The 7,813-nt window shown below is 58.6% G+C and carries 12 protein-coding genes; 1 reads left to right on the top strand and 11 read right to left on the bottom strand.

Annotation, left to right across the window (positions count from 1 at the left end):
• Positions 1–66: 66 nt before the first annotated feature.
• The 11 genes from KBT70_RS11155 to KBT70_RS11105 all read right to left on the bottom strand — a co-directional run bounded on the left by KBT70_RS11155 (position 67) and on the right by KBT70_RS11105 (position 7,086).
• Complete coding sequence (locus tag KBT70_RS11155) at positions 67–558, bottom strand: hypothetical protein (protein ID WP_296632971.1); 492 nt, start codon at positions 556–558, stop codon at positions 67–69.
• Complete coding sequence (locus tag KBT70_RS11150; RefSeq protein WP_296632968.1) at positions 555–1,289, bottom strand: HrpE/YscL family type III secretion apparatus protein; 735 nt, start codon at positions 1,287–1,289, stop codon at positions 555–557. Before KBT70_RS11150 ends, KBT70_RS11155 begins: the two co-directional genes overlap by 4 nt.
• Positions 1,286–1,900, bottom strand: a complete 615-nt coding sequence (locus tag KBT70_RS11145) for a hypothetical protein (RefSeq protein ID WP_296632966.1) — start codon at positions 1,898–1,900, stop codon at positions 1,286–1,288. Before KBT70_RS11145 ends, KBT70_RS11150 begins: the two co-directional genes overlap by 4 nt.
• On the bottom strand, positions 1,890–2,675 hold the full coding sequence (gene sctJ / locus KBT70_RS11140; RefSeq protein WP_296632963.1) for a type III secretion system inner membrane ring lipoprotein SctJ: 786 nt from the start codon (positions 2,673–2,675) through the stop codon (positions 1,890–1,892). The genes KBT70_RS11145 and sctJ overlap by 11 nt, the downstream gene beginning before the upstream one ends.
• A gap of 150 nt (positions 2,676–2,825) precedes the next feature.
• Positions 2,826–3,521 (bottom strand): hypothetical protein, encoded by a 696-nt coding sequence (locus tag KBT70_RS11135; protein ID WP_296632961.1) that lies wholly within the window; start codon positions 3,519–3,521, stop codon positions 2,826–2,828.
• A 145-nt stretch (positions 3,522–3,666) separates the two neighbouring features.
• Positions 3,667–4,311, bottom strand: coding sequence for a response regulator transcription factor (locus KBT70_RS11130; protein ID WP_296632957.1), 645 nt, complete (start codon positions 4,309–4,311; stop codon positions 3,667–3,669).
• A gap of 506 nt (positions 4,312–4,817) precedes the next feature.
• A complete protein-coding gene (locus KBT70_RS11125; RefSeq protein WP_296632954.1) occupies positions 4,818–5,129 on the bottom strand; it encodes a hypothetical protein in 312 nt (103 codons plus the stop codon).
• A gap of 2 nt (positions 5,130–5,131) precedes the next feature.
• Positions 5,132–5,500: a hypothetical protein gene (locus tag KBT70_RS11120; protein WP_296632951.1), complete on the bottom strand. Its 369-nt coding sequence runs from the start codon at positions 5,498–5,500 to the stop codon at positions 5,132–5,134.
• Positions 5,493–6,473 (bottom strand): FHA domain-containing protein, encoded by a 981-nt coding sequence (locus KBT70_RS11115; RefSeq protein ID WP_296632948.1) that lies wholly within the window; start codon positions 6,471–6,473, stop codon positions 5,493–5,495. Before KBT70_RS11115 ends, KBT70_RS11120 begins: the two co-directional genes overlap by 8 nt.
• A gap of 18 nt (positions 6,474–6,491) precedes the next feature.
• Positions 6,492–6,881 carry a hypothetical protein gene (locus KBT70_RS11110; RefSeq protein ID WP_296632945.1) on the bottom strand — a complete coding sequence of 130 codons (390 nt, stop codon included), beginning with the start codon at positions 6,879–6,881 and terminating at the stop codon, positions 6,492–6,494.
• Positions 6,882–6,888: 7 nt separating this feature from the next.
• A complete protein-coding gene (locus KBT70_RS11105; protein ID WP_296632941.1) occupies positions 6,889–7,086 on the bottom strand; it encodes a hypothetical protein in 198 nt (65 codons plus the stop codon).
• 172 nt (positions 7,087–7,258) lie between these two features.
• On the opposite strand from KBT70_RS11105, the gene KBT70_RS11100 reads away from it, so the two are divergent.
• Positions 7,259–7,810, top strand: a complete 552-nt coding sequence (locus tag KBT70_RS11100; protein ID WP_296632938.1) for a hypothetical protein — start codon at positions 7,259–7,261, stop codon at positions 7,808–7,810.
• The last annotated feature ends 3 nt before the right edge of the window (positions 7,811–7,813 follow it).

The raw sequence follows: 7,813 nt of genomic DNA, 5'->3' as shown, positions 1-7,813 counted from the left end.
GGGTCGGCCTGCGGCAGCGGCTGTGCAAACAGCGTGTCGATGTCGATTGGCAGGCTGGGCATCAGCTCATCGCGCATGGGACACCTGCGCGCAGACTTGTGCCTCTGCCGCCTCTTCTTCTTCGCCGACCTCGCGCAAGGCTTCGTCGGCGATGAGTTCGGCCTCGAGGAGCACTTTCATTTTCTCGGCGCGGCGGGCGGCGTTCCGCGTTTCGTGTCTTTGGGTCGCAACCTCTTCGCGGGTTTTGTCCTGTGCCTCGCGTTCGCGCAGGGTCGCATGGCGCAAGACGGCCATGTCGCCGTGATGCTGGACCTTTTTCGCCGCGAGGGCCGATAGCAAGGTATGATAGTGACGGGCCGTCGTGGCCGAGCGCAGCAATCCTTCGATATCTGTTTCGTGATCTTTCTCAGAGAGGTCCCTGCGCGTTTCCAGTGCGTTGATCTTTTGTTCGCGGTCGCTGAATTGCTTGTCCAGCATCGCTTGGCGGGCCGCTTCGATCTTTCTGCGGCGGGCGTATATCTGTTCCAGCTTGGTGAATGTTCGTTTGGCGTCCATCATGATCCGGTTCCCCGTTCCGCGTCGCCATCTGTCGGGGTGGCCGCACCGAGCGAGGCCTCGATATGCTCGTGCAACGCCGCAAGCTCGGCCTCGATGTTTAGTTCGAAATGATCCTTTTCGCTCTTGAGGTAGAATGTGCCGGGGGCGATGGACGGATCACGCTGAACCTTGGAAATCGCCGCCTCAAACTCGCCCTGTGCGACCGCCGCCAACAGCATGTCGTAGTCTTGAGGGTGGCATGACAGGCTGAGGTCCCACCGCTCTTTGGTCTTGGCCAAGGCAACCCGGATCATCCCGATGCACCGGTCGGGTGGGGCCATATCGGCAATGACATGGCGCAGGGCGGTCATGAGTGTCTCGGTGATCCAGCTTTCGAGGGCGGCATAGTCTGCCGCGATGGCCGCGACCTGAGCCATCGCCGATTGAGCCTCGAGCGCCTTTTGCTTGGCTTCCAGTTTCTGCGTCGCGCGTTCGGCGATTTCGGTGGCCCCGTTCTCGATGCGCTTTTCCAGCGCTTCTTTCCGGGCTTTGGCCGAGGCAATGATGCGGTCGGCCTCGACCGATGCGAAGGCGATGATATCGTCGGCGCGGCGTTCTGCCTTGGCAATGATGTCGTCGGCTTTTGTGTTGCCGAAGGCGGCCGTTGTTCTGTCGTGGATAAACGCCTGTGCGTCCTTTGCGGGAATCAGGCGGAATGTCGGTCTGTCGAGTGTCGCGGTGATCATGTTCATGGCGCGGCTCTCATCCTGTCGAGACAAACGGACGTCACCTGCGCCTGTTCCGGCGACGTGCGGGCATCGCGGAAAACCTCACCCAGACTCCCCTCGGACAACGCCAGCGCCGATTTGATCGAGCCGGGGGCTGTGTTCAGCCAAGCCGACAGACAGGTGCGACCGCTGGAATGGATGGCGTCGACAATGTTCTGCTCTGCGACGGCGGGGGCCTTGCTGTGGGCGCGCAGGCCCAAGGCCGCGCGGACATCGGCAAGCTCCCATCCGGTGTCGTCGATGGCGATTGCACCGCTGCTGATCAGGCTGGCCAACTGGTTGGCGTGCCAGACGAGGCCGGTCATGGTCATGATGCGTTCCGTATCGCCCTGCAGCACGAATGTCAGGGCGTCCAGCATGTCATCCGGCACCTGCGCCTCTGGCTGGGGGCTATCAAAGCGGCTGAAAAGCTCGTCCATGGTGAGCGGGCCAAGGGCAGGGTGCGCGAAAATGTCTTGGCGCAGAGCGGCGTTGCGGATACCTGGGTAACAGGCCTCTTGCGCCTCGGGGGTTGCGGCATTGATGTCCGGCAAGATCCGCGACCGGATTTCGGCCAGCCGTGCGTCACTTTGCATTCGAAAAGCTCCGCGCCAACACGGCCCACATGCCGGTCACGACCCGCATCACGAGGAACATGCCCGTCAGCAAGGCCAATGCCATCAAGAGGAGACTGACGAGACCGTTGTCGAGGTCCACAAAGCCGCTGATGTAGCGGGTGTTGGCCGCGATGGCAGAGCCACCGGGCGCGATTGGCGTCAACGTCGCGTCCGACATGGCGCTGGCCGGGAACAGCGAGAGGGACACGTCATCATAGGCGAGGTTTGGCACCGAGAAGGCCACCAACTTCTTGATCTGCGGCAGGTGCAGCGCCTTGTCGAAATCCTGTTTGTGGTAGATGGCGAGCGCGGCCTTGGACGGGGGTGTCTCGTCGGAAAAGCGTTCCTTTTGCGGGATCACCACATGCACGCGCGCGTATTGCACGCCCTCGATTTCGGTCAGGGTGCGCGCGAGTTCCTGGCTGAGCGCAAAGGAAAACCGCGCGCGTTCCTCGAACGCGGTGCCGACGACGCTGTCATCGGGAAACACGTCACCGATGGTGTTGAAGGTTTCGCGCGGCAGGCCAGCCTTGGTCAGGATCGACAAGGCCAGCCCGAAATCGGATTTGGCGACGGAAACCGCGAAGTTGCCCTTTTTCAAGGGCTCCTTGGCGACGGAAATGCCCTCTGCATAGAGGACAGCGATGATCTCGTTTGCCTCTCGTTCGCTCAGGTCCGAATGCACGATCTCTTTGCAGGCAGTCAGGAACAACACCATGATCAGGGAGGCGGCGATCTTGGTCAGAGAGTTCATCTTGTGGCCCCTTTGAGGATATGTGCGTGGCAAGTGCGACTGACGGGTCGGACGCCATTCTGCGTCGGTCGCATCCAGCGACGGATGGTCATTGGTACTGGAATCGGCTGACATATTGCGTAATCGGAGTGGTGCCGGCACCGAGTTTTCCTACGTATCCCGGTGAAAGCTTGTGGCGTATGCCTCAATCTCGCCCACGGGGGACCCCATGCGGATCACGTCCATCGCGGCATCCTGTCGGGCGTCGGCATCGCTGGTGCCCAACAAGCGAGAGACCGCGACAAATGCCTCGACCGGGTCGGTAAGAATTCCCAGAGGTTCAACCCGCAGGATCAGGGATTTGACGGTTGCCGTCTGTGCCGCCTGAAACAGATCGCGAAAGCCGAGATGGGCCGCGCAATAGACCCTCGTCAGGTCCGTATCTATCGCGCTGGCGCACCCGTGAGGCAAACTGTGAACACCGCCCACCATGTGCGGCGCTGTGGTATTCACAGCCGGAAGGAAGCGCGGCGCGAACCGGGGGGTGACAAAGCCTCGGAGAAGTTCTGTCAGCGCCTCTCTGGTATCGTGCGAGCGTTCAGCGGTGGGGATGCCATCCAGTGCGACCATCAGATTGGCGATGCCCCGGTCCGATTGCACCAGTTCCGAGATTGCCGCCATGACGGACCGCCCGGCCAGATCCAGATCCAGCAGAAAATCCTGCGAGACGCGCGGCGTGTGATGGGTTGGTTTTGGCTTGGCCTTGAGAGTCGTCTTGATCGACAGGTCTGTGTTCAACTCGAACGATCCAAGCCCGGCATTGCTGATCAGTCGATCGAGGCTATCAATGTCAATGGATTGGGTCATGCTTTTCTCGCGACACGCGGGTAAGGGTCAGTGTCTGATCCGGCATCAAAGAAGTTCCAGAAAAGCGGCGCGGCTTTTTCGGATCAAAATTCGCCAAATCAAACGGTTAAAGTGCTTGGGTGCTTTTCGGAAACACCCAAGCGCTTTAGTTGGCTTGAGGCGAGAACATAGCTGTCAGGTCGTCGAGGCTGCGGCACGAGGTTTTGCGATAGATGTTGTTCTTGTGGGTCTCGACCGTGCGCACGCTGATGTTGCAGGCCTCGGCGATGTCCTTGGTGGATTTGCCCTGCATGCAGGAATCCACGATCTCAAGCTCGCGCGGAGACAGACCAAAGATGTTGCCGGACCGCGTGAGGTTTCTGCGAGTCTCGAGGAATTCGGCGACAAAATCATTCGGCATGTAGGAAAAGCCGCGCGATGCTGCGGTGACGGCGTTCACGAAATCCGAGCCGGACGCCTGTTTCGGCATGAAGGCAAAGGCACCCTTGGAAAAGCAGAAGAACGCGTTTGACACTTTCATTTCGGAACACAGCACGATGATCTTGGTGTCAGGGCAGGATTGCCGGACCTTTGCCAACAATTCACGACCCGAGGGGCGCGTGATTGTGAAATCCATCAGAAAGATGTCGGGCGTGAACTCTCGGCATGCTTTCAGCGCCGAATACCCGTCACAGGCTTCGGCAACGACCGATATCTCTGACTGGCTTTCCAATCGGGCTCGAATACCCTCGCGGATGATTGCGTGGCTGTCGGCGATGACAACAGATTGTGCGAATGAATCATGCGACATGACGTCCCCCCTTGGTCCATGGCCCTGTCAGGCCAATAATGCGCCCTCATTGGTTCAGTGGTTGGTGCCCTCTATGGGTGTTCGTTGAGAAGTTGATCACAACCTGCACGGAAAAATTTCGTCTGTATCTACCTAATTTTACCCGTATGGTGGCCTACTCTGGGTTGCGCGACGCGCTGAGAGGGGTTGCGATTAAGGTGCTGTAAAATTTATATAAATATGATTTTTACGGGAATCGCATGAGGTCGCGTAAGCCTGAGATGTGGTGTGTCAATACCTTTTTGCGAGTGTTGGTGGCGCATCGTCGATTCCTGAAGGGATGAACGCAGAATCTCAGGCCGACCCCGGCCAGAGATTTGGCCGTCTGAGCGGCGGAATTGCCAGACGGCAGGCGTCGGATTGGGCCGGGCGCAAGGCGGCCTTTGGCATCCAAGATGGGGCTTGCCGTCAATTTAGTTGGGGTCAAAATGAGGGGTGCGACGATGCCGCATTGATCGCCTCACGGCTCAGTCTGTCAATGAAGTTTGAAACTCTGCATCCCCAAGGCTTTGTTCCCCCAAACCCCAATGGATTGTCGCCATGAGCGCGGGGGGCAGTTTGACACCCGTGGCGTTGCAGACCTGCCTCGCCTCTGCATAGCGGTGCAGCCTCAGCAAGGTGCTGATCCTGAGGAGGGATGACGAGTCGCGACCGGCAACCAGCCAATCGTGCAGATTGAGCAAAGACAAGACGCGCTCGTGCTGACCGTATCCCGAGAGCGATGTCGCAAGCTGCAGGACGGCGTCGGCCTTTTGGATGTCATGCGCGGTGGGCGGCATTGTCATCGTTCCTGCAACAGGCGAAGGTGTTCGGTATGCAGCAGGAACCTGTACACCTCGTTCAGCCCGTCGATCACGCCCGGTTCGCCGGAGGTCAGGATCTTTTCCTCGTTTTGCAGCACGAGTTCGGCAAGGTCGAGGCGCATCTTGATGGACCTATGTCGGCGCGCGTTGCTGTTTGGGTCCGATGTCTGCACGCGCCCTGTTGTGGTGCTGCTATCGCCATAGGACAAGACAGGCGGTGGCAAGCGCTCCAGCTTGAGCATTGTGTCCAAGGGTTCCTGGCGCACAAACCCGAGTTGCGGCACGAGCGGGCCCAGCGGCTCCATCGTGGGCCTGTCGGTCGCCAGATTTGAGCTGAGGTCATTCATTGGAGGGCCGCGCGAACATGAGCTTTTCGACATCGTTGCCGCGCGCGATGACGATATGGTCATTCTCGATTGCCGCAACTTTCCATGCGCCGGAAAAGACATGGTCCACAGCCATGCTTTCCCCGGTTTTGAGAATGATCTCTTTTGGATCGCTCAAACGCACCATCGAGACCGGCGGCATTTTTGGCAATTCCTCAGTGCTTTCCAAATGAACGACCATGGGCTTGGCATAGGATACGGAATCGTACCATTGCGAAAATTCCGCCCATTGTTTTGACTGGTTCGGCGAAAGACGCCCTCTCACGATCAGGGTGCCGTCCTTGGTCTCTTGCACGGTCAAGGCGCTGTCCAATCCCATATCGGTCAGCTTGGCCTTGAACGTGGCCAAATCGACCGAGGATGCGGCGATGTCGTCTGTTGCCTGTTGGGCGCCTTGGTTCAGACCGATGGCGAATTTGGTGGTGTAGAACGTATCCCAGACCAGAACACCGATGGTTGCCACCCCCAACAGCGCCATGGTTCTGGTCAACCGACGCATGAAGAGGGCCATCGGGCCAAGCTGATGGCTTGCGGTTCGGTGTTTTGCCAAAGTCACCGTAATCCCATCGGCAATGGCAAGACTGAGCGGCAATTGCATATGGCGGGAGGTTTGGCCCTTCTCCACATCATGACCGTTGACCGCGATCTGCCCCCCCGTTGCGGTGATCGTCGCAAGTGGTCCGATCATGGAGTGGCACACGGCGATCATCGCGTGCTGACCCGCGATTTCCGGATCGAGCAGGATGAAATCACATTCTGCATCCGATCCGATCCGAATATCATGCAGGCGCACGGTCTTGGTGCACTGATCATGCATGCCGCCGTTGGCGGATAGCAAAAGGCGCGGTGCCTTTTTGTAGGGGCGCACATTCAAGACAAAGGCGCGCATCACATCCGTGAGGGCCTGAACCTGGGATGAAAGCGGAGCAAACATGGCAGCCTACTCTCTGTTTTACTGGGTTTGCAGCATGGCCTTGGTATCCTTGCCCACACCCTCGACAACCTTCCAGGCGATAGCGGTTTTGGCCGTCGCCAGATACAGATCCTGCAACGTGTCCATGAGGCGCTCTGTCTGCGGGTTGGACATGGGCTCGTCTGCTTTGGGGTCCTTGCCCAAAAGCTCTGCCGATGCCGCATCACTTCTTTCGATCGACCCGAACGCGTCGGCTTTGACCTTGTCGTGGTCCTGGAACTGGATTTCAGTGATGAAGTCCAGCGCGACGGCGCGCCCGTCCTCGATGTCCTGACGATAGGCTTCCAGACGGTTTGCGCTAGAACTCGCGGTATCCAGAACCAAGCCTTCTGCAGCGGACGATGTTGGGGCAAGGGCGAAATCTGACATGGCGCGCTCAGTACCGAATGATCGCTCTGGCGTCGGGGATATATTCCTCGCCTTTGCTCTCGGCCTCGGTCTTCATTCTGATGTCGGTCATGATCTGATTTTTCAGATACATTTCCATCGCAGTATCCGGGTTGAGCAGGCTAAAGCCGTTGTCGGGCCCGTTCGCTGCCGTCGGTGTGCCGGTGGTGGTGTCCACTTCGTCCATCTCAGAACCTCCTGTTTTCTATCTTAATGGCTAAACGAAGAGCGGGCAGGGTGATGTAGTCGGCGTTGCGTAGTGTGCATTGGGGTGCGTAAGGAACTAGGTATGACATACGGACTGCTGTGGCGCGGCAGCGTTGGCAATCAGGGGGAGCGATTGCGAACGGAGACTGATTATGACCCACGTCAAACGACTTGCAGTATGCAGTTTTGCCTTGGCGGCCGCATTGCTTGGTGCCGCACCCGGTGTCGCAGACACAGATAGGAAGGCCCATAGCTATTACATCGTCAGCGCGCCGCTCACGGATGTGCTGTCGGTGATCACCCGCGATACGGGCGTTGATGTGGATTTTGACGCCGACACCGTTCCCTATGTCACATCATCCTCGATCAACGGGACGGGGCATGAGCTGATTGATGCGCTGACGCGGCAATTCAATCTCTCACAGTTCGAATTCAATGGGCGGGTCTATCTTAGTGCCGCAGACGACCAACAAACCCGCATCATCGCCAATGAGGCCCGGACATCCGCCGAAATCAGAGAAGCAGTGGAGCAAAGCGGCATTGATCTGACACGCTTCAAGGTTTCTGAGACGGCCAATCCCAATGCGATTGTCCTGACCGCCCCGGCCAAGCTGGTGGGTATTGTCGAAGCATTGGTTGCATCGCTTCCGGCAGACCCCACGGCGCGGCGGGGCAAGGAAATCGTTGTCATGCGCGGTATTTAGGCG

This window comes from Roseovarius sp. (assembly GCF_018066915.1).
GTDB lineage: Bacteria > Pseudomonadota > Alphaproteobacteria > Rhodobacterales > Rhodobacteraceae > Roseovarius.
Note: the sequence above shows the minus strand (reverse complement) of the source record. Positions and strands in the feature narration are given on the sequence as shown.